Annotated in this window: 21 protein-coding genes and 3 pseudogenes; 11 read left to right on the top strand and 13 right to left on the bottom strand. The window is 64.7% G+C overall.

The features are described 5' to 3' along the window. Positions 1–25: 25 nt before the first annotated feature. Positions 26–1,951, bottom strand: a complete 1,926-nt coding sequence (gene thrS / locus RJT48_RS04925) for a threonine--tRNA ligase (protein ID WP_311171131.1) — start codon at positions 1,949–1,951, stop codon at positions 26–28. A gap of 176 nt (positions 1,952–2,127) precedes the next feature. On the opposite strand from thrS, the gene RJT48_RS04930 reads away from it, so the two are divergent. Next, a complete protein-coding gene (locus RJT48_RS04930) occupies positions 2,128–4,248 on the top strand; it encodes a HEAT repeat domain-containing protein (protein ID WP_311171132.1) in 2,121 nt (706 codons plus the stop codon). A 138-nt stretch (positions 4,249–4,386) separates the two neighbouring features. Here RJT48_RS04930 and RJT48_RS04935 read toward each other — a convergent pair whose 3' ends face one another. From RJT48_RS04935 to RJT48_RS04950, 4 genes are all read right to left on the bottom strand, one after another. Further along, positions 4,387–5,220 carry an endonuclease V gene (locus RJT48_RS04935; RefSeq protein ID WP_311171134.1) on the bottom strand — a complete coding sequence of 278 codons (834 nt, stop codon included), beginning with the start codon at positions 5,218–5,220 and terminating at the stop codon, positions 4,387–4,389. A gap of 6 nt (positions 5,221–5,226) precedes the next feature. Then, a complete protein-coding gene (locus RJT48_RS04940) occupies positions 5,227–6,180 on the bottom strand; it encodes a rhomboid family intramembrane serine protease (protein ID WP_311171135.1) in 954 nt (317 codons plus the stop codon). Positions 6,181–6,333: 153 nt separating this feature from the next. Further along, positions 6,334–6,474: a hypothetical protein gene (locus tag RJT48_RS04945; protein WP_311171136.1), complete on the bottom strand. Its 141-nt coding sequence runs from the start codon at positions 6,472–6,474 to the stop codon at positions 6,334–6,336. A gap of 122 nt (positions 6,475–6,596) precedes the next feature. Next, positions 6,597–7,130 carry an inorganic diphosphatase gene (locus RJT48_RS04950; RefSeq protein ID WP_311171137.1) on the bottom strand — a complete coding sequence of 178 codons (534 nt, stop codon included), beginning with the start codon at positions 7,128–7,130 and terminating at the stop codon, positions 6,597–6,599. Between the two features lie 294 nt (positions 7,131–7,424). On the opposite strand from RJT48_RS04950, the gene RJT48_RS04955 reads away from it, so the two are divergent. Further along, a complete protein-coding gene (locus RJT48_RS04955) occupies positions 7,425–7,784 on the top strand; it encodes a PadR family transcriptional regulator (protein ID WP_311171138.1) in 360 nt (119 codons plus the stop codon). 23 nt (positions 7,785–7,807) lie between these two features. On the opposite strand, the gene RJT48_RS04960 is transcribed toward RJT48_RS04955, so the two are convergent. The 3 genes from RJT48_RS04960 to RJT48_RS20755 all read right to left on the bottom strand — a co-directional run bounded on the left by RJT48_RS04960 (position 7,808) and on the right by RJT48_RS20755 (position 9,445). Beyond that, positions 7,808–8,497, bottom strand: coding sequence for a DUF7108 domain-containing protein (locus tag RJT48_RS04960; RefSeq protein ID WP_311171139.1), 690 nt, complete (start codon positions 8,495–8,497; stop codon positions 7,808–7,810). Beyond that, positions 8,490–9,086, bottom strand: coding sequence for a ribonuclease HI (gene rnhA, locus RJT48_RS04965; protein ID WP_311171140.1), 597 nt, complete (start codon positions 9,084–9,086; stop codon positions 8,490–8,492). Before rnhA ends, RJT48_RS04960 begins: the two co-directional genes overlap by 8 nt. 230 nt (positions 9,087–9,316) lie before the next feature. Next, positions 9,317–9,445: a hypothetical protein gene (locus RJT48_RS20755; protein WP_425604704.1), complete on the bottom strand. Its 129-nt coding sequence runs from the start codon at positions 9,443–9,445 to the stop codon at positions 9,317–9,319. Between the two features lie 9 nt (positions 9,446–9,454). Here RJT48_RS20755 and RJT48_RS04975 point away from each other — a divergent pair. Continuing rightward, positions 9,455–10,051: pseudogene (locus tag RJT48_RS04975) on the top strand (RNA-guided endonuclease TnpB family protein); the annotation flags it as partial. A 184-nt stretch (positions 10,052–10,235) separates the two neighbouring features. Here RJT48_RS04975 and RJT48_RS04980 read toward each other — a convergent pair. Next, complete coding sequence (locus RJT48_RS04980; protein WP_311171141.1) at positions 10,236–12,293, bottom strand: DUF7827 domain-containing protein; 2,058 nt, start codon at positions 12,291–12,293, stop codon at positions 10,236–10,238. Between the two features lie 234 nt (positions 12,294–12,527). Beyond that, positions 12,528–12,596: pseudogene (locus tag RJT48_RS20760) on the bottom strand (surface glycoprotein); the annotation flags it as partial. A 330-nt stretch (positions 12,597–12,926) separates the two neighbouring features. Here RJT48_RS20760 and RJT48_RS04985 point away from each other — a divergent pair. The 4 genes and pseudogenes from RJT48_RS04985 to RJT48_RS05000 all read left to right on the top strand — a co-directional run. Continuing rightward, positions 12,927–13,480: pseudogene (locus tag RJT48_RS04985) on the top strand (IS6 family transposase); the annotation flags it as partial. A 16-nt stretch (positions 13,481–13,496) separates the two neighbouring features. Next, positions 13,497–14,480 (top strand): transcription initiation factor IIB, encoded by a 984-nt coding sequence (locus tag RJT48_RS04990; protein WP_311171142.1) that lies wholly within the window; start codon positions 13,497–13,499, stop codon positions 14,478–14,480. Between the two features lie 82 nt (positions 14,481–14,562). Further along, on the top strand, positions 14,563–15,825 hold the full coding sequence (gene nreA / locus RJT48_RS04995) for a DNA repair protein NreA (RefSeq protein ID WP_311171143.1): 1,263 nt from the start codon (positions 14,563–14,565) through the stop codon (positions 15,823–15,825). Positions 15,826–15,945: 120 nt separating this feature from the next. After that, positions 15,946–16,344: a TRAM domain-containing protein gene (locus tag RJT48_RS05000; RefSeq protein WP_311171144.1), complete on the top strand. Its 399-nt coding sequence runs from the start codon at positions 15,946–15,948 to the stop codon at positions 16,342–16,344. Positions 16,345–16,440: 96 nt separating this feature from the next. Here the strand turns inward: RJT48_RS05000 and RJT48_RS05005 are convergent, their stop codons facing one another. After that, positions 16,441–18,174, bottom strand: a complete 1,734-nt coding sequence (locus RJT48_RS05005; RefSeq protein WP_311171145.1) for a radical SAM protein — start codon at positions 18,172–18,174, stop codon at positions 16,441–16,443. A gap of 124 nt (positions 18,175–18,298) precedes the next feature. Between RJT48_RS05005 and RJT48_RS05010 the strand changes: the two genes are divergently transcribed. Both RJT48_RS05010 and RJT48_RS05015 read left to right on the top strand, forming a co-directional pair. Next, positions 18,299–18,946 (top strand): GNAT family N-acetyltransferase, encoded by a 648-nt coding sequence (locus tag RJT48_RS05010; RefSeq protein ID WP_311171146.1) that lies wholly within the window; start codon positions 18,299–18,301, stop codon positions 18,944–18,946. A 67-nt stretch (positions 18,947–19,013) separates the two neighbouring features. Further along, positions 19,014–20,222 (top strand): 3-dehydroquinate synthase II, encoded by a 1,209-nt coding sequence (locus RJT48_RS05015; RefSeq protein ID WP_311171147.1) that lies wholly within the window; start codon positions 19,014–19,016, stop codon positions 20,220–20,222. Positions 20,223–20,307: 85 nt separating this feature from the next. Here RJT48_RS05015 and RJT48_RS05020 read toward each other — a convergent pair whose 3' ends face one another. Both RJT48_RS05020 and RJT48_RS05025 read right to left on the bottom strand, forming a co-directional pair. Beyond that, positions 20,308–20,736, bottom strand: a complete 429-nt coding sequence (locus tag RJT48_RS05020) for a DUF7575 domain-containing protein (RefSeq protein WP_311171344.1) — start codon at positions 20,734–20,736, stop codon at positions 20,308–20,310. Positions 20,737–20,824: 88 nt separating this feature from the next. Next, positions 20,825–21,874, bottom strand: coding sequence for a transcription initiation factor IIB (locus tag RJT48_RS05025; RefSeq protein WP_311171149.1), 1,050 nt, complete (start codon positions 21,872–21,874; stop codon positions 20,825–20,827). A gap of 235 nt (positions 21,875–22,109) precedes the next feature. Between RJT48_RS05025 and RJT48_RS05030 the strand changes: the two genes are divergently transcribed. Beyond that, positions 22,110–22,886 (top strand): helical backbone metal receptor, encoded by a 777-nt coding sequence (locus RJT48_RS05030; protein WP_311171150.1) that lies wholly within the window; start codon positions 22,110–22,112, stop codon positions 22,884–22,886. A 216-nt stretch (positions 22,887–23,102) separates the two neighbouring features. Then, positions 23,103–23,669 (top strand): DUF84 family protein, encoded by a 567-nt coding sequence (locus RJT48_RS05035; RefSeq protein ID WP_311171151.1) that lies wholly within the window; start codon positions 23,103–23,105, stop codon positions 23,667–23,669. Positions 23,670–23,681 lie beyond the last annotated feature (12 nt).

The following is a 23,681-nucleotide window of genomic DNA, read 5'->3' on the forward strand; positions in this document are numbered from 1 at the left end:
GAGACGGCTCGGCAGTCGAAAAACGCTAGCTGTCGATGAAATCCGGCTCCAGCCGCTTTTCGTCGTACTCGGATTCGAGGTGCGCGCGGAACGTTTCGACGTCGACGTCGCCGCGCTCGCGTTCCTTCCGGTCGCGCACTGAGATGGTCCCGGCCTCCTGTTCGTCGCCGCCGACGATCACCATATACGGGACGCGGTCCTCCTGGGCCTCGCGGATCTTCCGGCCGAGCGTCCACGAGCGGTCCTCGACGGACACCCGGAAGCCGTCGAGTTCGTTCTTCACGCGGTGAGCGTAGCCCAGTTGATCGTCGCTGATCGGGAGGATGCGGACCTGCTCGGGCGCGAGCCAGAAGGGGAACTTCCCGTCGAAATGTTCGATCAGCACCATGAAGAACCGCTCGTAGGAGCCGTACAGCGCCCGGTGGATCATCACCGGTCGGTGGTCCTCGTTGTCCTCGCCCGTGTAGGAGAGCTCGAACCGCTCGGGCATATTGAAGTCGAGTTGGACCGTCGGACCGTCCCACTTGCGGCCGAGGGCGTCCTCGAACGCGAAGTCGATCTTCGGCCCGTAGAAGGCGCCGTCGCCGGGTTCGAGGTCGTAGTCGATGCCCTGGTTCTCGAGCACCGTACGGAGGTCCGCCTCCGCCCGCTCCCAGATCTCGTCGCCGCCGACGGACTTCTCCGGGCGGGTCGCCAAGGCGACGTGGGCGTCGAGGTCGAAGGTGTCGAGGACGTCGTAGATGGCGTCCATCACCTGGTTGACCTCGCGTTCGATCTGATCGGGGCGACAGAACAGGTGGCCGTCGTCGATGGTGAACGACCAGACCCGCGAGAGCCCCGAGAGTTCGCCGCGCTGCTCTTTGCGATACACCTTGCCGTCCTCGAAGTACCGGACGGGCAGGTCGCGGTAGGACCACGATTTCTCGTCGAAGATGGTCGCGTGACCCGGACAGTTCATCGGCTTCAGGCCGTACTCCTCGTCGTTGACGTCGAGGAGGAACATGTCGTCGACGTAGTTGTCGTAGTGACCCGACTTCTTCCACAGTTCCGTCCGGAAGAGGTGCGGCGTCTCGACGGGGTCGTAGCCGGCGTCGACGTTGAGCGAGCGGGCGTACGACGACAGTTCGTCGAGGATCTTCTTGCCGTTGGGGTGATACAGCGGGAGTCCCGGACCGGTGACGTCGGGGATCGAAAACAGGTCGAGTTCCTGTCCGAGCTTTCGGTGGTCGCGTTCTTTGGCCTCCTCCCGGAGCGTCAGGTACTCTTCGAGGTCCGATTCGGACTCGAAGGCCGTTCCGTAGACGCGCGTCAGCGTGTCGTTGTCCTCGTCACCGCGCCAGTACGCCGAGGAGATGTTGAGCAGTTTCACCGCGCCGATCTCGCCGGTGGAGTCGACGTGGGGGCCCTGACAGAGATCCTCGAAGTCGCCCTGGACGTAGAAGGAGACGGGATCCTCGCCCGCAGCCTCGTCTTCGAGAATCTCCCGCTTGTAGCGGTTGTCCTCGTAGGTCGCAAGCGCCTCCTCGCGCGGCCGGAGTTCGCGCTCGATCGGGAGGTCCTCATCGAGGATCGTCTCCATCTCGGCTTCGATCTCCGCTAAGTCGTCCGCGTCGAGGTCGACGCCCGCGACGTCGTAGTAGAAGCCCTCGTCGGTCGGCGGGCCGATCGCGAGTTTCGCCTCGGGGGAGAGTCGCTGCAGCGCCTGGGCGAACACGTGCGCCGCCGAGTGTCTGAGCACCCGGAGGTACTCGTCGCTATCCTCGGTCACGATCACGATCTCAGCGCCGTCGTGGACGGGGGCTGCCTTGTCGACGAGTTCGCCGTCGACGACACCTGCGACCGTGTCGCGTCCGAGGCCGGGTCCGATCTCGTAGGCGACGTCCTCGACCGTCGCGTCCTCCGCGACGGACAGTTCCGAGCCGTCGGGGAGGCTGACAACGATTTCGCTCATACGCGTTGGGAGTGCGAGCGCACGAATAAGTGTTTTCGAGTCGCCGAACGGGGCCAGTGAAGCACCTTCCGCTTTTCACCCATCCCGCCGGCTCTCGTCTTTCACGATCGGCGCCCGGAACGTCCTCACGATCGAAAATGAGGAGTAATTATACTACCCTGGACCGACGCCCCGGTATGGACACATCAGACGCCTATCAGATCGGGAAGACGGTCGCGGTCGACGGGGCGCACGTTACGGTCGCAGCGCCGGAAGCCGGGCTCTTTTCGAGCAAGAGGGTGAATCCGCCGAGACTCGGCGAACGGAAGGTCGAGGGCTACACCGGTGTCGGTGTGAAACACCTCGTGGTCGTGCTGCGCAACACCGCGGAGTCGGCAATGTCACTCCCGGATCCGGCGGATCTCGACCTCCCGAGTCTCTACGACCGACAGGACGCAATCGAACACCACTACACCCACCGCGGCGAGACGCGGACGAGCCTGTTGCGGCTGTTCGAAGAGCGGGACCGCCTCAATGAAGGGGAGACAGTCCGCGGACTGCTGACGCACACGTACGCCTTCGGGCTCTTTTCCGGCGACGACACCGCCCCGGTCGCGTCGCCGTATCCCGAGACGACCGAGGCCGAGGCGCCCGATCCGCTGGAACTGACCGTTACGCCGCCGGACGCCGAGGAGTCGACGACTCTCCGGTGGGATCCCAGCCGACACGCCGAGTCGCCGCGCGTGTCGATGACCCCGGCGTCTCCGGGCGCCGACGAGGGAGAATCGACGGATTCCACAAGCGACAGATCGGAGTCGTTCCCGCGGTTCTGTTCGGAATGTCACGCGGACCTGGATCGGTACGAGAATCCGAAGTACTGCCCGCAGTGCGGATCGAAGGTCGCGACCGAAGAGATGGCGCTCCGGGGGGCGAAGTGGTGGGGGGCCGTCGTCTCTAGACCGGAGCAGTCGTTTCAGTTCGACAGGGACCACCCGCTTTCGGCGGCGGAGTTCGAGGAGTTAGTCGCCCTTCTGGAAGTGGCAAACGACGATGTACGGACGTATGCCGCACACGCGCTGGCCGAATATCCGTTCTCCGGGTGGCAGGGGGAACCGGACCAGTTAGGGTCGGCGATCGACGCGCTCCCGACGCTGATCGAACGGATACATACCCAGCCGTGGGCGTGTGAGGCGGAGCTGAGTGCGGTTCTCACCGTCGTCGAGACGGCGTTCAACGGTCCCGAACGACCCGATGGAGCAGATCTCGTGACCGACGTGATGGAACTGTTCGACGGCGCCTCGGAGGAGGCGGAGGGCGACGAGTTTATTCCGGACGAATACGGCCGACGCGAGGAACACGGATTCCTTCGCATACTCGAAGAACTCTCGGCGGTGGCCCCCGAGCGGGTCCGCCCCGCGCTTCCCGAGGTGATCGCCGCGCTGGAGCGGGAACTCGACCGCGAGGACGTGCCGGCGGAAAGCACGGAGTGTGAAATGTGTGGAAAGCGTCACGAACTGGATCGTGTGACGGTCGTCGAGCCGGTCGCGGAGTTTCTCACCGCCTACGTCGAGGAAGAGCCCGAAGCGGTGAGCCCCGCGATTCCGCCGCTGATCGAGGTGCTGGATCCGGACGAAGCGCCCACCGACTCCGGGGTTATCGGGTGTGACTGCGATCGGACCGTCTCGGAGCTGCTGCTCACGCTCTCGGAGCACTCCCCGGACGACGTCGCCGCCGGACGGGAGGCGTACCTTCGGGTGGCCAGAAACGGCGGACTGCCGATTCGGCCCACGTCGACCAAAATCGGCTCGTTCTATCCACGGGTTCGGGAAACCGTTGCGGAACTCCTGGCGACGCTCGTCAGCCGAGGGGCGATGGAACCGGCGCCGATCACCGAGGGGTTGCGGTCGGAGAACGGCCCGTATCTGGAGACGATGGCGAAAGCCGCGGCCGAACTCTCCGGGTCGGATCCCGAACTGCTCTCTTCGTCGATCTCGGACCTGATCGCCCTCCTGGACTTCGAGCGGTTCCATTACACGATCGTCGGCGCCGCGGCGACGGCCCTCGGTCACCTCGACGCCCCGGAGGCGGTCGAACCGCTCTGTGACCTCTACGCCGAGGCCGACGAGGGAGAACTCGGAGCGGGAAGGTACGTCCGAGACCGGGTCGCGAGCGCCCTCCACCGGATCGAGGCGGCCCCGATCCGGAGCGATCCGCGGTTCGACAGCCGGGAGGATCCCGTCTGTGCGTCCTGCGGGAAAGACCTCGACGACTACGGGCTCCCGGAGTGGTGTCCGGGGTGTGGAAAGAAAATCTACTAGCGAGGCCGGTCCGCGCCCCACGGACGATCGGGTGAGACACTCCTCGCGAAGAATCCGACCTCACGTTCCTCTCGTCTCTTCTCCTCGAGTGCCGAAGGCGGGGTGGCGCTCGGCGGGAAACAGTGAGCGGAATCAGCATCAGTCGGTCGAGCCGTCGGCGCCGTCCGCATACTCGCTTTTCACCTCGTCCGCGTACGCGTCCGCGAGGCGGGTCGGCTCCGGGAGCTTGTAGCCGGCACACAGGCTCTCGACCAGATCCGTCGCGGTCCCCACACTCACCCGGTGGCCGGGGCTGACGTAGATCGGGTTGACGACCGGTCGAGAATCGTACTGCCGCGACTGGAACGCGTGGCCGATCGGCGTCCCCGCCGCGGCGTTTTCGATGTCGTCGTCGGCCAGGATCTCCGTTCGCCAGCCTTCCGGCCGACCGTCCACGTCCGACGCCGGCGTCCCGCAGAGCAGCCCCTTTGCGACCCCGACGCTGGGGACGTCGAGTGTCACGCCGATGTGGGTTGCCAGCCCCGCCTGGCGGTAGTGGATCCGACCGCTGCCGTCGAAGACGACGAGGTCGGGGTGGCAATCCAGTGCCGCAAACGCGGCGAGGATCGACCCGCCTTCGCGGAAGGCCAGCAGGCCGGGTATGTACGGGATCTCGAGTTCGGTAACGGCGTGGGCCCGCTCGACGACCGTCTCCCCGCGACGGACGACGACGACGCTCACCGCTCGCTCGTCGAGGAAGGCCTGATCGACGCCGGCGACGAGCGGTACCTCGGCCGACGGCGACGCGGGGGCGTCGTCCGGTCCGTCGATCCACTCTGTGAGTTGTTCGCCTTCAGACCGCGAGACTGCGGCCGGATCGAACGCGAACTCGTCGGTCCACGTCGCTGCCGCGGCCACGTCGCGCTGGAGCGATTCCATCTCCTCGCGAGTCGCCGTCGCGTCGGGGACGAACTCGGGGCGGACCGGACGCATCGGGGGTCAGAACCGGCCGGGGCCGCCCGGGCCGCCGGGGCCACCCGGGCCGCCTCTGCCGCCGCCACCGCCGCCGAACTGGAGGGACTCCGGGACGCCGACGCGGCCTTTCACGCGCACGCCGTACGCGAGCCCCACGAGCAGGCCAGCGAGGTGTGCGAGGTGGGCGACGTTGCCGCCAATTGCGCCGCCGCCGCCGGCGACCCCGAAGCCCGCGACGATGCTGAACGCGGCGAAGCCGAACGTGAGCACCCACAGCGGCATCGGGATGATGAAGTACAGGTACACTTTCAGGTTCGGGTTCAACACGGTGAGCACGCCCAACACGCCCATAATCGCACCGGAGGCGCCCACGACGCCCGCCCCGAAGGGCCCGGCCGTCAGGAGCGTCGAAAGCACCTGTGCGAGCCCCGCGACGATACCGGCGCCGAAGAAAAGCGCCGTAAAGCGCCTCGTATCCAGGTACTGCTCGACGACCGGGCCGAAGAAGTACAGCGCGATACTGTTGAACGCGATGTGGGTAAAGCCGCCGTGCGCGAAGATCGAGGTGAACCACGTCCAGACGTAGCCGATCTGACCGGGCGAGAGTACGAACACCGCCTGCCAGAGTTCGCTCCGGGGTGAAGCGCCGAGCAGGAGGGGGAAGACGAAGAACTGTAGCCCGAAGGTCACCCACATCGCCCCGAGGAAGACGTAGCTCATATTCCCCCGGAAGTATCCGAGCGGCCCGCCGGTTCCGGTGACTCGATCGAGGAGACTGCGGGAATCCGACGTGCTGCTGCGGTTACTTACGCTGTCGTCGAACCCGCTGTCGAAGACGCCGGAGGGATCGTTCCAGTCGTCGAGACCCGGACAGTCGTGGTTCTCCGGGAGACGGTGTTCGGCACAGAACGTCTGCCCGCACCGACTGCACTGGTACGGCATATTCTCGTGTGCCCCGCACTCGTCGCAGGTAGCCATCACCGACTGTAGTGACGGCGGGAGTAAAAGCGGTTCCCTCCGCGCGTCCGGCCGACAGGGGAAGTGTCGTTTGATCGTCCGTCCACAGCGGTCCGGAAAACAGTGTTTGCCGGGCTGTCCCCGAATCCCGACGGGGGTTCGGCCGCGCTTCGATCACTGCGATGCCGACTCCGGAGTCGACCCGTCTTCCCCGGACTCCTCGGCCGTGACCTCGTCGTCGTCCGCCCGGCGGAAGTTCTCGGGGACGACCGTCGGATGCGCGACGCCGAGGTGCGTAGTGGTGCTTGCGGCCATACTCAGTTAGACGTAGGCAGTCCACACGCAAATAATTACCCATACGCATAAGGTATCCCGCGACGCAGCCGTGATTACTGGGAAAAATAAGCCGGAGTCGAATAACACGCGTCGCGAGACGGTTACGCGAACTCTTCCTCGTAGAGATCCATCGCGTGCTCGATGGCGTCTTTCGCCGCGGCGGCGTCTTCCCACCCGAGCGTCTCCGTCTCCTTGCCCGCTTCGAGGTTCTTGTAGGTCTCGAAGAACTCCGAGATCTCGGCCTTCTGCTGGTCGGTGAGGTCGTCGACGTCCTGGACGTGGTCGTAGCGCGGGTCCTCGTCGGGGACGGCGATGACCTTGTCGTCTTTCTCGCCGTCGTCGTCCATCTTCATCATCGCGACCGGGCGCGCCTCGATGATACAGCCCGGGAACGTCTGATCTTCGACCAGCACGAGGATGTCGAACGGGTCGCCGTCGTCGTAGTACGTCTGCGGCAGGAACCCGTAGTCGGAGGGGTAATGCACGTTCGAGTGCAGGACGCGGTCCAACACGACGCCGGGGACGTCCTTGTCGTACTCGTATTTGTTCCGTTCGCCTTTCAGACACTCGATGACCGCATAGACGATGTCCGGCGCGTCCGGGCCCGTCTCCATCTCTTCCCAGAGGTTCGTCATACCTCGTCTGTTTCCGAACGAGCAAAAAATCCTTTCGCATCGGCGCTGACCCGAAGGATTTCTCGGGACAACTGGACCGGCAGGAAGAGACTGCCACCGTTTCTCTTTGGATAGTCCCGCGCTATTCTCCGGGGAATCCTCAGAGAAGAACAGCTGTCACCGTTCGGTGGTGAATTGATGACCTGAGACTGCGTAAAAGACGTCTAATAGCCGTGAGAGTGCCGCTTGGCGGTAGAATTTCATTTCTGAATATCGGTGAGAAAGGTTAAATATCCCGGCACCATCCTACCAGGTATGTCAGAGGCACAAGCAGTTGCTGGCGAAGTGAGCGTGGTACGCGACCTTACCGCGTTTCAACAGAACATCCTCGTCATCCTCTCAGAGGAGCCGATGTACGGACTCGCGATCAAACGGCGTCTCGAGGAGTACTACGGGACCGAAGTGAACCACGGTCGACTCTACCCCAACCTCGACGACCTCGTCGAGATGGGACTCGTCGAGAAGAGCGAACTCGACAAGCGGACCAACCAGTACGAACTGACCGAGGCGGGCCACGACGCCCTCATCGATCAGTTCGACTGGATGCTCGCGAGATTCGTCAGCGACGACGAACGCGCCGACGAAGTCGTCGACCTCGTCGAATCCTACCGGTAACAGCTCGTTAGGTCGTCCGCCGATCAGGTTCCGGGCACGTCGTCGGCGACGTCGGCAACGATGTCGACGCTCTCGGCGACGATGGATTCCTGTTCGGCTGACGGCCACACGTTCCGTGGATAATACTCCGTGAGGAACTCCTCTCTCTCGTCCGCCGTCGCGTCGGCGACGGACTTCAGATAGTGGTTCCCCATAAAATCCGCAAAGGCGCGGACGTTCGCCGCGTGCGCCGGGCCGTACGCTTCTTCCACAGCCTCGATGATCGCCTCGTTTCTCGCTTCGACCGCCTCCCACTCGGCACTCTGGTCCGGTCCCGACAACGATATCTCGACCGCCCGGTCTGTGTCCTCGATACGATCGAACTGGACCGTGCCGTCGTCGACCCACTCGTCGGGGTGCAGCACCAGCGTGTCGTCCTCCTCGCGGACGCGCGCGGTGTAGTCGTGGTCTGCGACGAGTTCGTCGCGCCGTTCCCGATACGCCTCCGCGGCGGCCGCCTCCGCGGCCTCATCGGCCAGCCGTGTCAGGCGTTCGGCCTCCGAGACGGTCTCTTCGGGGACGTCTGCTGCACGCTCTTCGGAGACATCCGCCGCACGCCCGTCGGCGTCCTCCACGACGTTCCCGTCTCCCGCGTTCGTCCCGCGCTCTGCCGTCGCCGCCGGTTCGGAGCCGTGTCCCGACCCTTCTGAATCGCCGCCGTGTTCCTCAGCCATCGTCGAGCGCCTCGTTTGCCAGTGAGTCGGCGCGGTCGTTTACCTCTCTCGGTACGTGCTCGATCGTCCATCGATCGAAGGCGTCCAGGAGTTCGAGTACCCGCACGCGCCGCTCGCGCAGTTCCGGGTTGTTCGTGTCGTACTCGCCGCGGATCTGCCGGACGATCAACTCGGAGTCCCCGCGGACGTCGGCCTCGTCGAAGCCGTAGTCGCGGGCGGCCGCGAGCGCGCGTTCGAGCGCCTCGTACTCGGCGCGGTTGTTCGTCGTCTCGCCGATCCGCTCGCCGCCCTCGGCGACGATGCCGTCGCTCGTGACGAGCACCCACCCGATCGCTGCCGGACCCGGATTGCCGCGGCTCGCGCCGTCGAAGTAGACGTGCGCCCGCCCGCCCTCGTCGGCACGAAGCATCGGCAGGAGATCCGTCGGCCGCGAGCCCTGCACCACGACCGTATCGTCGTAGGCGACGGCCGTGGCCTCGCCGCGTTCGGCCCGCCACCGCTCGTAGTCGGTGTTTCCCGGCTCGACGTTCACGCCCGCGGCTTCCAGTCGGTCGCGGGCGACGTCTGGGTCACACTCGATACTCGGCATAGTGGAGGGATGGTGAGCGGACGAAAGAAGGGTTCGGTCTCCGGCCCGTGCGGATATTTTCCCTCTGCTGGTCGTGTTTAGTTACGGACGAAGAGTGAGGCGGGATGGTTTCTTGGTGCTCTATGCCAGAAATCGCCCGCCACAGAGGGTGCACGGACTGGATTGTTGTGGATTTTGTGGAGCGACAGCGGACACCCGAGTGTGCGAAGAAGCTCGGTATTCAACTGCAGTTAGCGGGGAGTGTCGCTTTCGAATACCGTCTCTATCCTCGAAGAAGTGGATGTCGAGTCCGTCGCGTCGGTGAGGACGTCCGCCAACTCGTCAACGGTGAGAATCTCCTCGGCGTCTTCCTGGCTCATACCTGTGTCTACTTCACGATGCGAAAGCGCGTCCAGAACGGGGGGAAGTCGAGTATGCACGACGTGCTGGAAGGGCGCGAGGAACGGTTTGTCCGTGACCGACTCCACAAGATGTCTCGACACATCGTGGAGTGGAGCCGTCAGTTCGAGAAGCCGTGTATCGTCTTTGAAGACCTCAAAGAGATGCGCGACAGTATCGACTACGGCACGCGGATGAACCGACGTTTGCACCACCTCCCGTTCCGTGCCCTTCAGTTCTATACGTCGTACAAGGCGTCGTTTGAAGGTATTCCGACCGCGTGGATTAATCCCGAGTACACGACTCAACGGTGTCCGATGTGCGGACATACGGAAAGAGCGAACCGTCACAAGAAGCGGTTCAAGTGTAAAGACTGTGAACATCAAGACCACAGTGACCGTGGTGCAAGCGTTAGTATCGCCGTGAAAGGGATGCAGAAACTCGATTGGAATGTGCCTGCTCTCAACAGCCTTCCCCAAGTTCGGAAGGTGCGACAGCAGGCATCGGGGGCTGTGGACGCCCCGACCGTGACCCACCCGATCGCCCGAGGCTATCAGGCCGATGGTCAGGTGGGAGTGTCCGACTAACCCACGGGAAGCCTCGGGGCTTGACCCCGAGGCAGTTCACTGAGTTCGTGGTGATGAAAGAGGACCGCGAAGAATCGGATCAGATCCGGTGGTTCATAGTGGTTACTCTCACTTTTTATCGCCGAGCGCCACCCCCGTCGACGGCGCTCGGCGGGAAGAGACGAGAGTAATGTTTACCAGGCCGTTAGTCTCGCCGGATGGCGAGCAGGGCCGCGGCGATGAGCGCAGTCAGCGCGACGACCACACCGAAGCCAGGCGTGGTGGTCGGCGTCGAGGTCTCGGTCGTCGACGTCGTGCTTGGCGCTTCAGTCATCGTATCTGGCGTCGGCGTTGCTGTGTCCGGTTCGGGCGTCGCCGTCGTCGTATCCGTCATATCGCCCGTGGTTGGCGTCATCATCGATTGGACGACGGTGCCGGATTCGGTCACATCACCGGAGTGGATGGGAGCATCAACGTTGATATCGTATTCGTCGCCGACGTTCTGGCTGCTGAAGTCGACCGTCGCCTTGAACGTACCGTCCGGCTGGACGGTTGGTGACGCCGTTTTCAGGAAACTCGGGCTCGTACTGCTCTTAGAACGGATTCGAACGTTCATTTCCGTACCAGGAGCGATATTCGTATCACCGCGGATCGTCTGGCCGGAGGCCTGCGAGACGTTGTACGGCTCGTCAACGGAGATATCGGGCTCCGCGGCTGTGTAGGTGACAAGCGTCTCGGAGTTCTCATCGTCGTCGTATTCGGCATCAGGCGTGAAGTCGAACCCAGCATCATCCTGTAAGACGGTGAAGTTCGTCTCCAGCGCCGTGTCTTCGTCCTTCGGGAGCGCCTCAGCGCCGCGCGGCGAACTCGGCTCGAAGTTGATCGCGCTGGTATCGACGATGATGTAATAAGTATCGTCCGCGCCGTCAGCGATGACTCTCACGTTCGCATCGGAGCCACTGAGGTCAAGATCGAGCGCAGACGCATCCTGGTTTGCTTCTTCGATAGTCAAGTCGAGCGGGCCGCTACTGACAGCAGTCGCAAACTGACTGGTGACATCCTCGTTGGCGCGGGCTTCAAGCAGACCCTCTAAGCCTGTAGCCTTGAGTTGGTGTACTGCGTAGTCGCCCACGGCAATTTGAGATGATTGAGTTATTTCGTTATTCCCAAGAGCCTCGTTTACCTCACTGAGGTCGGTCGGACTAAGCGAAGCGGCACCAGTCCACATCTTGATGCTCTGAGTGCTCCGCTCCTCAAGCGCGAGGACTGCGACGCTATCGGAGTTCTCTCCGTACGTCTGGTCACCAGCTCTGACTTCGAGGTCGTACTCGCCAGCGTCGATCAGGTTCGACGTGTGACTGGTAACCGTCCAGTGCTCGATACTGTCATCGCTGTCATCGTCAACATCGAACGGGTTCGTTCCGCTCCCGGCAGGCGGACCGAGTTCGTATGTGTTGAGGTATACAGTCGCCTGACCGTCATCGTTCCCGTCTTGAAGAGTCACATTTGCTAAGACGCCTTGATCCGGAGCACCGACTGTAATCGAGGCGTGGTCCGTACCCTCCATCTGGACGGTGATCGAAACGATGTCACCACGCTGATCGCTAACTGTCGAGGTGGCAAAACTGGCGGCAGCGGCCTGAGCGTCGGTGACAGTAATTGTCGAGGATTCGACCTCATCTTGGGTATCGTCGTCCGTCACTTCGACGGTGTAACTACCCGGCTCACGGTCGGCTGAGAACGAGAAGTCGTACTCGCCTTGGCCATCGAACTGGCCTTGGTCGGTCGCAACCGTGTTGCCCCCGTTATCAAGTAATTCGACGGTAATGGAACGACTCGCGTCTACGGCAGTGACTGTCCCTTCAATAGTATTACCTGCCTCGTTAGTCACGGTCGTTTCGTCGACACTGACACTCAGGCCGAGGTCGCGGACGGTGATGATGTCACCACTGAGGTCATACTCGTAATCGCCAGACAGATCGTCTGTGTTGATGTAGAAGACCTGGCTGTTGGTGCCGTTCGAGAAAGTCTGGAAGTAGTCGCTATTGCTATCGTCAGCGCCATCAAGTCGGACCTCACCGGGTGCGCCGACGACAGCGATTTTCTCGCCTGGGAGCACGCTCTTGTCTCCGCCGAGACCGCCATTACCGCTGTGTGTGTACGTCGTTCCGGCGAACGCGACCGAGTACGTCCCTCGAAGCGAATCAACGAACGAGTCGCCGAATTCGACTTCAAGATCTTCGGACGCGTATTCACCGTTCAAGTTCAGAATGACTCTCGATCCCCCGGCTTCAGTACGGATATTATTGACCGCTGAATTGGCGGAATTACCGTCGTTTAGCAGAGTAATGTTACTCTTCGTAGCGCTAGGGCTCGGGATCGACCCGCTTTCAAGCGGGACTTCGATAATCCAACTGCCGGAGCTGTTCTGATACTCAACAGCACCGCCAGCATATTCTTGCGCAGCAGCACTTCCCGCGAACGCCACGGTGCCAGCGAAGACGCTGACTGTCATAAGCACCGCGAGAAATACCGCACGGAGCTTGTTTGTATTGTCTCCTTTCATAATTTGGTTTGCCTACCTGGTCGTGTTTAGTTAAGCATGTCATACACCGGTCGTGTTTAGTTAAGCATAGCATACATCGGTCGTGTTTAGTTACGGATGAAGAGAGAGGCGAGATGATTTCTTGGTGCTCTATTCCAGAAATCGCCCGTATCAGAGGGTTCACTGACTGGATTTAGTGGACCGACAGCGGACACCCGAGCGTGCGATGAAGCTCAGTATTCAACTGCAGTTATAGTAGCGTTTGCAACTGATTACTCATCTGATCGCACGCTGTCGTGCGATCCTGTGAGAGAAGACTTGCAAACGCTACTATAGCGGAGGGTGGCGCCGTCGAATACCGTCTCTATCCTCGAAGAAGTGAGTGTCGAGCGTCACGTAAGGCAATCCACGAGTGGGTCCAAAAGGCCGACCTATAGCCCACAGAGGGTCGAAGCCCGAATCACGTTGCGCTCGACGAGACCGTGATTCGAATCAACGATCAGCAATTCTGGCTGTACGCCGCGGCTGATCCCGAGGCAACCAATTTGCTGCATCTCAGGCTGTTTTCGACGACAACGACCGCGTTAAATGAAATCTTCCTGCGAGAACTTCGTCAGAAACACGACGTCGAATCCGCCGTGTTTCTGGTTGATAGCGCTCAACACCTCCAAACTGCGCTGGCCAGAGCAAGCCTCCGATGTCAAACTGAACGCGATGGAAATCGGAACGCCATCGAACGGATTTTTCGAGAAGTTAAACGCCGAACTCCCTCGTTCTCGAACTGTTTCAGCCACGGTGGGCCACAAACTGCCAAAAATTGGCTCCAAGCATTTACTGCCTGGCTCAATGCTCCTAACCAAACACTATCACCCGGCTGGAACGAGGGTTTAAGTTTGTCGAGATAGCGAATATAAAAATGCGATGACACGGCCCACCCGCCAGCGGGAACAGGACGTCGACCGGACGCGATGGCAGGGAGAACGCGAGGAGGAGGCGGACGAAGCTGAAGACGACATCGACATCGAGGACATGGACGAGGAAGACCTCGTCCGGACGGGAGACGGGGAACTCATCCACGAGCCAACCGGGATCGTCGTCGAGGAAGAACAGATCGACCCGGGGCCGGAGTGGCGGGCGTTCAACCACTCCGAGCGACAGGAGAAGTCCCGCGTCGGCGCGCCGACGACGCAGACGATGCACGACAAGGGGCTGACGACGACGATCGACTGGAAGGACAAAGACGCCTACGGGCGATCGCTCTCCTCGGAGAAGCGTTCGCAGATGCACCGACTGCGGAAGTGGCAGGAGCGCATCCGCACGAAGGACGCGGGCGAGCGTAATCTGCAGTTCGCCCTGTCGGAAATCGATCGGATGGCCTCGGCGCTCGGGGTCCCCCGCTCGGTTCGGGAGGTCGCCTCCGTCATCTACCGGCGGGCGCTCAACGAGGATCTGATCCGCGGGCGCTCCATCGAGGGTGTCGCCACCTCCGCACTCTATGCCGCCTGTCGAAAGGAGGGCATCCCCCGCTCGCTCGAAGAGATTTCCGAGGTCTCCCGCGTCGAACGCAAGGAGATCGGACGCACGTACCGCTACATCTCACAGGAGTTGGGCCTGGAGATGCGGCCCGTCGACCCGAAGAAGTACGTCCCGCGGTTCTGCTCGGAACTCGACCTCTCGAAGGAGGTCCAGTCGAAGGCCGACGAGATCATCGAGACGACGGCCGAGAAGGGACTGCTCTCCGGGAAGTCGCCGACGGGCTTCGCCGCGGCGGCGATCTACGCGGCGTCGCTTCTGTGTAACGAGAAGAAGACCCAACGCGAGGTCGCCGACGTCGCACAGGTGACCGAGGTCACCATCCGCAACCGCTACCAGGAGCAGATCGAAGCGATGGGCATCCACAGCTGAGGGGGACGTTCCCCACCGGAGGCGTCGCTGGAGAGCGACGAACGCCGAACGTTCATATCGGTTCGCGCCCCAACTGGGAGTAATGAAACTGGACGAGTACGTCGACCTCGAACGCAACGAGCGCGCGGAGCGTCGGCGACTCGCTGCGGACAAGTCCTACGACATCCTCGATCACCTGGAGACGTTCCAGGACCGCTTCGAGGAGACGATCCAGGGCGACTCCCTGTACGGCGGCGTCTCGCCGTCGATATTCGTCGGCACGTCGAACTACCCGCGGGTCTCGACGGGACTGCTCTCGCCGGTCGGCCACGACGAGGACGCCGAACGCTTCGAGACCTCGGGCGCGTGGTACGACGAGGGGGTCTCCATCTCCGACGTCTTCGCCCGGCGGACGTCGCTTCTGAACTCCAACACCGCACAGGAGGTCACGAACGTCGCCGACTCCTGGGACGGCTTCCTCGGCACCCAGCGGGAGGTGGCGATCGCGGACCGGCCCGTGACGGTCGAGATCGGCCTCGACGAGCGCCCGGAGGTCGACCTCGACGTCGGCGTCGAGGACGTGGCCACGCCCGTCGGGCCCCGTGCCCGCGCCCGCTCTGCGGAACTCGCCGAGAACCCCCACGTCCCGCGACCGGTCAAGAAGACCCTGGAGGACGACGACTGGAACGCTGAGGGTGCGATCAACTACCTCTACCGCCGCGGCTTCGACGTCTACGAGGTCAACACGATCCTCTCGGCGGGCGCGCTCGGGCAGACCGACCAGCGGCGACTGGTCCCCACGCGGTGGTCGATCACCGCCGTCGACGACACCGTCGGCCAGTACCTCCGGGGGCGGATCCGGACGAACCCCGGGATCGACCGCGTGGAGGTCCACCGCAACGAGTTCCTCGGCAACGCCTTCTGGGTGATCCTCGCACCCGGCGAGTGGGAGTACGAACTCGTCGAGATGAAGGCGCCGGGGAGCGTCTGGAACCCCGACCCCGAGGCGGGGATGTATCTCGCCGCCGACTGGGAGGGACAGGAGGGGCGGACGGGCTACGTCGCGGAGACGGCCGGCGCGTACCACGCCGCGCGCCTCGGCGTCCTGGAACACCTCGACGACCGGGGGCGGCAGGCGAAGGCGCTCGTCCTCCGACACGTCTCGGAGGACTACTGGGGGCCGGTGGGCGTCTGGCAGTTACGGGAGGCCGTCCGCGACGCCTTCGACGACGAGCGCGCGACCGCCGAAACCTTCGGCGGCGCCCTCCGCGGGGTCGCCGAGCACCTCCCGGTCTCGCTCCCGACGCTCCGCAGGAAGTCGACGATGGCCGCGGGCCTCCAGACGACGTTCGGGGACTTCGGGTGATCGTCGCGGGCTATCGGGGCAGCGACCGTCCCTCCACCGGCCGGAACCGGCCCGCCGCGGCGGCGTCCGGGCGGTACTACTTTAACGATCCGACTCGACGTACCACCGGAGGTCTACACGGTGGAAATCTCAGATAAACTCCTGTGTCTGTTCAACGCGGACGTTCGTTCCGAAGAGGACCGGTACGTCGTCGAAGTACCGAAACGTGAGGTCGAGACCGGTTCGATCGACCCCGGCGAAACGTACCGCGTGGCTCTCATCTCCCGAACAGTCGACTCCGAAAGCGATTCGACGGAGTCGGATCGGCCCACCTCGGAGCCGCAGCCACCGGTCGAACCCGGCGAACTGCGCTACGTCGAGATCGAGGACATCGGCAAGCAAGGCGACGGGATCGCCCGCGTCGAACGTGGCTACGTCATCATCGTCCCCGACACGGAAGTTGGCGACCGGGTGAAGATCGAAGTCACCGAGGTCAAGTCCAACTTCGCAGTCGGCGAAGTGATCGAAGAGGAACTGTAAGCGGGTTCCCGCCCACCAGCCGTCGTCCGCCCTCCGCGCCCGTGTCGTCGTCAGTCTACACTCGACCCGTCGAGGCCCTCCGTCTTCCGTCCGCCGTCATTCCGCGCTCGGCCGTTCGTCGCCCGGGTAGCCGCCGGTGAAGGTGCCGAAGTCGATCTCGGGGCTCGGGACCGCCGCCGGCGAGTCGTAGGGACGGTTCACGACGATGTCGCCGGCCGTCCGGTCGCCGATGCCGGGGATCGCGGTGAGTTCGTCCATCGTGGCCGCGTTCGGGTCGAGCGGGTGCGGGACCGCGGTGACCGAACGGTAGCCGTGGTCGACGACCGCGACGTCGATCGTCTGCCCGAGGTCGCGTTCGCCCGGGATCCCGACCAGGAGGGGATAGGTCCCGAGCTGTCGGCCGAACGTCCGCCCGTCCTTTCGGTACTCCAGGTGGACGTCCGGCAGGACCGTCCCGACCGGTGCGAGCCGTCGCAACATCGGCTGGTCGATCTCCTCGCGGACCTCGCGTTTGTACCGCTTGAACCGTTTTTTGTGCTCCGTCGCGATGGCGGCGCCCTCGTCTGCCATCTCGGTACCCTCGAAGGCCATCACCTGCCGGATGTTGATCCGGCGGACCATCAGCCCGGCGTCGTAGATACGCTGGAGGAAGGCCTTGTTGTGCTCGAACGTCTCCGCCCGTTCGCCTTTCAGCCCGTGGAGGAGGTTGATGCCGGGGAGGAGTTTCGGCAGTCGGTTCGCGGCGGCGTCGCCGTGTGTCGGCGCGTCGTCGCGATCGTCGCCGGGGCGCCATCCCGCCTCCTCGTTGACGATCTTCACCGCCTCGAAGCACTCGTCGGCGGTGACGTTCAGGTGGTTCTCCTCCTGGACGACCGGATCGGCCGACTCCAGGCCGAACGCCGCGGTGTCGCCGGGAGTGTTGTGCTCGGCGATGATCCGGATCCCCTCGCGGGCCTTCTCGGGCCACTTCACGACCGTGATCGGGTTCATATTGTCCAGGTGCAGCGTCCCGAGGTCGGGCGCGACCTCGCGGATGCCGCCGTAGAGTTCCCGGAGCGCGTCGGGGTTCGGCGCCTCGCCGTCGCCGCCGTACGCGAGGATGTCGGCCTGGCGGCCGATCCGGAAGTGTCGCACGCCGCGGTCGTACAGACTCTCGACTTCGCCGACGACCGACGGCGGCGAGCGGAACGACGGATCGCCGTACATCGGCTCCGTGCAGAACGAACACCGGTAGGCACAGCCGCGGGAGGTCTCCAGTTCACAGATGAGGTAGTCGGGGTGGTTCGGGTGCTGCTCGACGACGAACGCGCCCTTCGCGGCCCAGCGGTCGAGTTCGTCGTTGTCGCGGTAGCGGTTCTCGAAACCTTCCAGCCCGCTGTCGACGAGGTCGTAGGCCGCGGCCTCGACGTCGCCCATCGCGAGGAAGTCGTAATCGAGGTCCTGCCGCCGCATCTCCTGGGCGCCGGCGTTCTCCTCCCCGACGCCGAAGCGGATCGGCCCGCCCATCACGGAGACGCCCTCCGCGACCCACGCGAGTTCACGCACTTCGTCGGGCTCTGCGGGCGTCCCGCCGACGTAACTGCCGGGGACGGTCATCCCCCCCAGATAGACGAACAGGTCCGCGTCGGCGACGTCGGCCCACTTGCGCCGCTCCTCGCGGAGTTCGTCGATGGTGTGGTAGGTGATATTCGACTCGGGGACGCCCGCGTCGACGAGGGCACCGGCCGTGAATCGGGGGTACGTGGAGAGGTACGGCGGCACGCCGAAATGTGCCGGCTCGTCGACGTACCCGTCGACGATGGTGACAGCGAGGTCGGCCGGATCGGTCATACACGGACACAGACGGCCGAGCGGTAAAACGCTCACTCTCCGCGGTCGGCGGCGGTGATCGTCGCGCGCGGTCCGCCCCGCCGCGACCGCAAGATCGGTTAGGCAGCGAGGCGGAGCCGCGTGTATGAGCGAGCCACCGAACCCCGACTCGGACTCCGGCCCCGAGACGGAGGTGCCCCTCCGGGCCGCCCGCCCGGCCGACGCCGAGGCCGTCCGCGACATCTACGCGCCCTTCGTTCGGGAGTCGCCCGCGACGTTCCGCACCGAGGTTCCGTCGGTCGCGACCGTCGAGGCCGACATCCGCGAGAAGCGCGAGCACGACGAGTATCCGTGGTACGTCGCGGTCGAGGGGGAGACCGATGGCGGCAAAGCGGACGAGTCCGGCGGCACCGTCGTCGGCTACGCATTCGGCAGCCAACTCCGCGAACGCCCGGCGTACCGCTGGGCGGTCGAGACGTCGATCTACGTCGATCCGGAGCGTCACCGCGCGGGCGTCGGGACGGCACTCTACGACCGCCTGCTCGGGACGCTCCGCCGACAGGGCTACTGTTCGGCCTACGCAGCGCTCGGGATGCCGAACCCGGAGAGCGAACAGTTCCACGAGCGACACGGGTTCGAGCGGGTCGGTCGGTTCCCCGCCGCCGGGTTCAAACTCGGCGAGTGGCACGACGTCGTCTGGTATCACCGTCGGTTGCGGGCGGGAGACGCGAACCCGGCGGAGCCACGCCCCGTCTCGGCCGTCGAGTCGGTCCCGCCGATCGACGACGGGTAGGACCCCCGCGGCAAACCTCCCCAGAGTCGCCACGTTCAAGCGCGCCGGCCGAGTTGGACCGACAACGATGACACGAAGCGTCTGGCTCAAAGCCGACGATACAGTCGGCGACTGGGAGACACGGAAACGGCGGATCACCGCGGGACTGGAAGCCGGGGTCGACTGGGTGCTCGTCGACGAGGGCGACGTCGACCGCGTGCAGTCGTTGGGGGACGTCTCGGTGGCCGCGTTCCGCACGAACGCCGAGACGAGCCTCATCGACGACGTGAGCGACGACGACGGCGAGGCGGACACGGACGTCTACGACGACGAGTTCGGCGGGGAGCCCGACGCGTACGTCGTCGGCAAGAACGGCGAGGGCGACGGCACGGTCGACCTCCCCGGTGACTTCTCCGGCTCTGCGGATCTCACGACCCTCCGCCGGGAGGACGAGCGCGCACAGGGCGCCTACGTCCGGATCTTCTCCGAGGAGTACGAAGCGTTCGCCGAGGAGGCCGCCGGCGAGGCCGAGTACACCATCGTCGTCGGCGAGGACTGGACGATCATCCCGCTGGAGAACCTCATCGCGCGGATCGGCGAGGAGACCGACCTGATCGCCGGCGTGACGACGGCCGAGGAAGCGAAGACCGCCTTCGAGACGCTGGAACTCGGCGCCGACGGCGTGCTCTTGGACTCGGACGACCCCGACGAGATCAGACGGACCGTCGAGATCCGCGACGAGGCCGAACGGGAGACGCTGGACCTCCAGTGGGCGACCGTGACGGCCGTCGAACGCACCGGGATGGCCGACCGCGTCTGCGTCGACACGGGGAACCTGATGGACCACGACGAGGGGATGCTCGTCGGCAGTATGAGCCGCGGCCTCTTCTTCGTCCACGCCGAGACCGCCGAATCGCCGTACGTCGCCTCCCGGCCGTTCCGGGTCAACGCCGGGGCTGTCCACGCCTACGTCCGGACGCCCGACGGCGGCACGAAGTACCTCTCGGAGCTCAAGAGCGGCGACGAGGTGCAGGTCGTCGACAGCGACGGCAAGACCCGGGAAGCGGTCGTCGGCCGCGTGAAGATCGAGAAGCGCCCGATGTTCCGGATCGAGGCCGAGGTCGACGGCGACCGCGTCGAGACCCTGCTGCAGAACGCCGAGACGATCAAGGTCCACACTCGCGAGGGCCGGACGGCCGTCACTGATCTGGCGGAGGGCGACGAGATCCGGCTATACTACGAGCAGACCGCGCGGCACTTCGGCGAGGCCGTCGAAGAGAGCATCATCGAGAAGTAGGGCTCAGATTAATTCTCTCGTCTCTGCCCACCGAGCGCCGCCAACGGGGGTAGCCTTGGCGGGAAAAAAGTGAGAGTACTCGGTATCAGTTTTCGGGCTGGGGGTCTTCCCACTCCAACTCGACGGTACACCACGGACAGAAGTCGATCTCGGTGTCGAGTTCGCCGCCGCAGTTCGGACACTGCGGCTCGTCAGTCGTCCGCGGGCCGACGGCGGCCAGTCGATAGGCGTCGAACGCGCTGAGCAGCAACAGGCCGAAGAGCGGCACGGTGACGGTAGCAGGGAGGTCGGACGGTTCCAGCGCCGCGAGCGCGCCAGGATCCGAGAGGCTCAAGATCGCCGGGTCGGCGAAGACCGAGAGCAACACGAGCATCGCGCCCACGACGAACGTGAACCAGGCGGCGGCCCGCCGCCACCGCCGGAGATACAGGTGTCCGGCCCCGGCGATGCCGAGGCTGGCACCGAGGACAGCAACGAGCGTCGCGATCAGCGCGCGGCGACGAGTTCCGGTCACGTCAGTAGTCGACACCGTCACGACTCTTAAACGTCCGGAAAAAGCGTGACGATCGCGTCACCGTAGCAGCGCGGCGAAATCGGCGTCTTTAGGCGATTCCGATGCTCTCCTCGGCTTCCAGCAGTTCGTGGTAGCGGTTGCGGATCGTGACCTCGGAGATGTCCGCGACTTCGCTGACGGCCGCCTGCGTGGTCTTCTCGTTGGTGAGAAGCGCAGCGGCGTACACCGCGGCGGCCGCGAGGCCGACCGGCGACTTCCCCGAGTGGACGCCCTTTTCCTTGGCGTTCTTCAGCAGCTGTCGGGCGCGCATCTTGGCCTCGTCGGAGAGGCCGAGTTCCGAGGCGAAGCGCGGGACGTACTGTTCGGGATCCGCGGGCTTGACCTCCAGCGAGAGCTCGCGGGCGATGTACCGGTAGGTCCGTGCGACCTCGCTCTTCGGGACGCGGGAGACCTCCGCGATCTCGTCCAGCGAGCGGGGGACGCCCGCCATCCGCGCTGCGGCGTAGACACACGAGGTAGCGACGCCCTCGATGGAGCGACCGGGCAGGAGGTCCTCGTCGAGCGCGCGGCGGTAGATGACCGACGCCGTCTCGCGGACGTTCTCGGGGAGGCCGAGCGCGGAGGCCATCCGGTCGATCTCGCCGAGGGCCTGCTTGAGGTTCCGCTCTTTCGAGTCGCGGGTGCGGAACCGCTCGTTCCACTTCCGGAGCCGTTGCATCTTCTGGCGCTGGTTCGACGACAGGGAGTTGCCGTAGGCGTCGCGGTCGCGCCAGTCGATGTTCGTCGACAGCCCCTTGTCGTGCATCGTGTTCGTCGTCGGCGCGCCGACGCGGGACTTCTGGTCCTTTTCTTTGGAGTCGAACGCGCGCCATTCGGGGCCGCGGTCGACGGAGTCCTCGGTGATGACCAGTCCGCAGTCGTCACAGACGGTTTCGCCGTGCTCGTCGTCCGCGACGACGTTGCCGCCACACTCCGGACACCGAAGCTCCTCGGTTTCGCTCTCGGTTTCGCTCTCTTCTTCCTCTTCTCCGGGCCGAACCCAGCGCTGACCGGCCGAATCGCCGCCTCGGCCGTCGTTCGTTCGCGACTCGTCTCTCGTGCTCGCGTTCACGCGAGTGTAGGTACTCTTCTCGCTCATCGGTATACGACGAATGCCCCGTGCCAGGGATACGGATGTGAGAGGCCCGGAGCGGTCCGTACCAACTCCACCGACGGAGAATATAAAAAGCGTTCGGAATCGGTCGCCCGAAACGCGCGCACAGCCCCCGATCGAGCGGTCCATCGACAACGACCGTGATAGTTTATATAGGGGTTACGGCGGCTCGCGTCCGCCAGCCCGCAACGCACTTGTCGTCGCCGTTCGAGTGGCGGGTATGGAACCGTCCGGCGCCGGCGAACGAGAGATCGGACGCGTTGTCTCCCTGGCCCCGAGTGCGACTGCGACGCTGTCAGCGATGGGTGCCGGCGACCTGATCGTCGGCGTCACAACCCACTGTGGGCTCGACCGTCCGGTCGTCGGCGGCTGGCTGAACCCGGAGTACGACCGTCTGGCCGAACTCGCTCCCGACCTCGTCTGCACGGCCGACGGGTTGCAGGCGGAGATTGCCGCCGAACTCCGCGAGCGCGGCTACGACGTCTGCCACGTCGAACCCGACTCCCTCGATGCGGTCGTCGACTCCTTTGGGACACTCGGCCGTGCAGTCGGTCGGCCAGACGCAGGCGAGCAGTTGGCCGAGGACTGTCGCGAGCGGCTCGATTCGGTCGAAGCGCGGGTCACACCGGACGAACCCACTGCGGACGAGCCGCGCCCGGTCGTCTACTGCGAGGAGTGGGGCGATCCGCCGATGGCCGCCGGAAACTGGGTCCCCGAGGCGGTGGAAACAGCCGGGGGCCGATACCCGTTCTGCGATCCCGGTGACCGGTCCCAGGAAGTGTCCCGCGAGCGGGTCGAAGGCGTCGATCCCGACCACGTCGTCATCCACCACTGCGGACACGGCGACCGCGCCGATCCGAGCCTCCTCGCCGACCGCGGCTGGGACGTCGACAGCGCCGTCCACGTGCTCGACGACGACCTCCTGAACCAGCCGAGTCCAGCGCTCGTCGAGGGGATCGAGACGCTCGCGGGCCTGCTACACGGCGAGAGCGAGTGAGCCCCCGGAACCGGTCTCCCGGGATCGAGCGGACGTTTATATACGAAGCCGAGGCCAGCGGGCGTATGCCGTAGAAATTGACCCGCGTCGGGAAGCGGTTGCTCGGCACGTCGACGCGGGATCTGCCAGTGTGTCGACTGTTCGCTACGATTCTCACACGGCAGATCGCCGGCCAGAAGCGACACACGTAACGCCTGGGACCGTCCACACGCGGGTATGCGAATCGCAGTCGGCAGCGGGAACCCGGTGAAACGCGACGCGACGGTCCGCGTGTTCCCGGACGCGACGGTCGTTTCAGCGCCGGTTCCGTCCGGCGTGAGTGAACAGCCGATCGGCCACAGCGAGACGCGAGCGGGCGCGAGAAACCGAGCGGAAGCGGCGCTGGACGCCGACGTGGGAGGGACAGACACCGACGCTGCCGCCTCCGACCTCGGCGTCGGCATCGAGGGGGGCGTCGCTGGGGTCGGGGCCGGAGCGGACGACGCGGTCGACCGCGAGACCGACGCCGACGCGCTTCACCTCGTGATGTGGGCCGCGGTCACCGACGGCGACCGATGGGGCGTCGGCTCCGGACCGAGCCTGCCGCTGCCCGCCTCGATCGGCGAGCGAGTCCGCGATGGCGAGGAACTGGGACCGGTGATGGACGACGTGCTCGGGGAATCCGACGTCGCGAAGAAACAGGGTGCCGCGGGCGCGTTCACAGCGGGCCAGTTGACGCGGACGGATGCGCTGGCGGCGGCCGTGGCAGCCGCAGCGTCGCCGTTCCTGAGCGACCTCTACTGAGCCGGAGACCGG

The organism is Halobellus ordinarius (assembly GCF_031823395.1).
Classification (GTDB): Archaea; Halobacteriota; Halobacteria; order Halobacteriales; family Haloferacaceae; genus Haloquadratum; species Haloquadratum ordinarius.

Coding starts and splice junctions, on each gene's coding strand:
- RJT48_RS20755 (WP_425604704.1), bottom strand. CDS start 9,445: ATGAGCCAGGAAGACGCCGAGGAGATTCTCACCGTTGACGAGTTGGCG.
- RJT48_RS04945 (WP_311171136.1), bottom strand. CDS start 6,474: ATGGCCGCAAGCACCACTACGCACCTCGGCGTCGCGCATCCGACGGTC.
- RJT48_RS04935 (WP_311171134.1), bottom strand. CDS start 5,220: ATGCGTCCGGTCCGCCCCGAGTTCGTCCCCGACGCGACGGCGACTCGC.
- RJT48_RS04930 (WP_311171132.1), top strand. CDS start 2,128: ATGGACACATCAGACGCCTATCAGATCGGGAAGACGGTCGCGGTCGAC.
- nreA (WP_311171143.1), top strand. CDS start 14,563: ATGAAACTGGACGAGTACGTCGACCTCGAACGCAACGAGCGCGCGGAG.
- RJT48_RS04990 (WP_311171142.1), top strand. CDS start 13,497: ATGACACGGCCCACCCGCCAGCGGGAACAGGACGTCGACCGGACGCGA.
- rnhA (WP_311171140.1), bottom strand. CDS start 9,086: ATGCCGAGTATCGAGTGTGACCCAGACGTCGCCCGCGACCGACTGGAA.
- thrS (WP_311171131.1), bottom strand. CDS start 1,951: ATGAGCGAAATCGTTGTCAGCCTCCCCGACGGCTCGGAACTGTCCGTC.
- RJT48_RS05010 (WP_311171146.1), top strand. CDS start 18,299: ATGAGCGAGCCACCGAACCCCGACTCGGACTCCGGCCCCGAGACGGAG.
- RJT48_RS05005 (WP_311171145.1), bottom strand. CDS start 18,174: ATGACCGATCCGGCCGACCTCGCTGTCACCATCGTCGACGGGTACGTC.
- RJT48_RS05030 (WP_311171150.1), top strand. CDS start 22,110: ATGGAACCGTCCGGCGCCGGCGAACGAGAGATCGGACGCGTTGTCTCC.
- RJT48_RS04960 (WP_311171139.1), bottom strand. CDS start 8,497: ATGGCTGAGGAACACGGCGGCGATTCAGAAGGGTCGGGACACGGCTCC.
- RJT48_RS05035 (WP_311171151.1), top strand. CDS start 23,103: ATGCGAATCGCAGTCGGCAGCGGGAACCCGGTGAAACGCGACGCGACG.
- RJT48_RS04950 (WP_311171137.1), bottom strand. CDS start 7,130: ATGACGAACCTCTGGGAAGAGATGGAGACGGGCCCGGACGCGCCGGAC.
- RJT48_RS05015 (WP_311171147.1), top strand. CDS start 19,014: ATGACACGAAGCGTCTGGCTCAAAGCCGACGATACAGTCGGCGACTGG.
- RJT48_RS04955 (WP_311171138.1), top strand. CDS start 7,425: ATGTCAGAGGCACAAGCAGTTGCTGGCGAAGTGAGCGTGGTACGCGAC.
- RJT48_RS04940 (WP_311171135.1), bottom strand. CDS start 6,180: ATGGCTACCTGCGACGAGTGCGGGGCACACGAGAATATGCCGTACCAG.
- RJT48_RS05025 (WP_311171149.1), bottom strand. CDS start 21,874: ATGAGCGAGAAGAGTACCTACACTCGCGTGAACGCGAGCACGAGAGAC.